This is a genomic window from Streptomyces sp. NPDC003032, assembly GCF_053591415.1.
The window spans coordinates 1-1,241 of record NZ_JBSFTT010000129.1 but is presented as its reverse complement, the minus strand read 5'-3'; the positions used below and the strand labels follow the sequence as shown (position 1 = coordinate 1,241).

1 protein-coding gene is annotated in these 1,241 nt (G+C 66.1%); it reads right to left on the bottom strand.

Features of this window, described 5'->3' with window-relative positions:
- Positions 1 to 166: 166 nt before the first annotated feature.
- A partial coding sequence (locus ACWDZ7_RS42860; RefSeq protein WP_451804395.1) for an IS701 family transposase occupies positions 167 to 1,241 on the bottom strand: 1,075 nt, incomplete at its 5' end.

Here is a 1,241-nt window from a genome sequence, read left to right as displayed (position 1 = left end):
CTAATACTGCAACGGTGCTTGTTCTGAGTGCTGGGCAGTTTTCAGGGGCTGTGTCCGCGTCGTTTGTAGTGACTCAGGCGGGCCTGATATTGGCGTCGTCGGCGCCACGTTGACCACTGCAGAATGTGCTCGATAGGTGCTGGCCGACGGTCGGTGAGGCAGTGGATCAGGCGTCGGATTTCGGCGAGGCTGAGGTGGATGAGCTGGGAGGATCCGTTTCTTCTCTGTCTGCGTCCAGCTGTCGGGCCCGCAAGACGGTCAGGCAGGCGTGGGCGGCCATGGCCAGGGTCATGTGGCGGTGCCAGCCGGGGTAGCGGCGGACCTGGTAGTCGTCCAGGCCGCATTCCTGCTTGGCGGTTTGGAAGCATTCCTCGACTGCCCATCGGCTGCCCGCGATGCGGATCAGCTCGTCCAACGTCGTGCCGGCGGGACAGTAGGCGATGTAGTAGGAGATCTCCTCCGGCCTGCTGACGCTGCGGCGGGCGATCACCCAGTGCCGGCGGTCCTCGCGGTGCCAGGGCCTCACTTCGATGCGTGCCCAGTCGAAGATCCGCTGGCCCTGGGCTCCTTCACCGCAGGAACGGCGCTTCCATTTCTGCCGCGGCAGGCCGGGAAACAGGTCGTGGACGGGGTGGTCGATGGACCAGCGGGTGACGACGGTGTCGTGCCGGGTGGTGGCCATGACGTGGAAGACGTCCGCCTGTTCCAGCTCGAACCGCCAGCCCTTGCTGTAGCCGTAAGCGGCGTCCGCCGTCACCCAGCTGAAAGGGACCTTGTCGGTGATGGCCCGGCGGACCATCGCCTTGGCTATGGCCACCTTCGTCTCGAAGGCGACGCTGTCGTCGATGCCGGCCCGGCGGCAGCGGTCCCGGTCATCCGTCCAGGAGGTGGGCAGATACAGACGGCGGTCGATCAGAGCGCGTCCACGGCTGGTGGCGTAGGCGAGGAACACGCCGATCTGGCTGTTCTCGGTGCGGCCGGCGGTTCCGGAGTACTGCCTTTGCACGCCGGCCGAACGGATGCCCTTCTTCAGAAACCCGGTGTCATCGACGATCAGGACGGCGTCCCGGTCTCCGAGGTGTTCCACCACGTAGTCGCGTACGTCGTCCAGGACCTCGTCGGCGTCCCACTCGATCCGGTTCAGCAGCCGGTGGATGCGATCGGGGCCCGCGTGACCGGCCTCTTCAGCCAGCGTCCAGCCGTTCTTCCGCTCCAGCGGCGCAACCAGCCCCCGCATATAA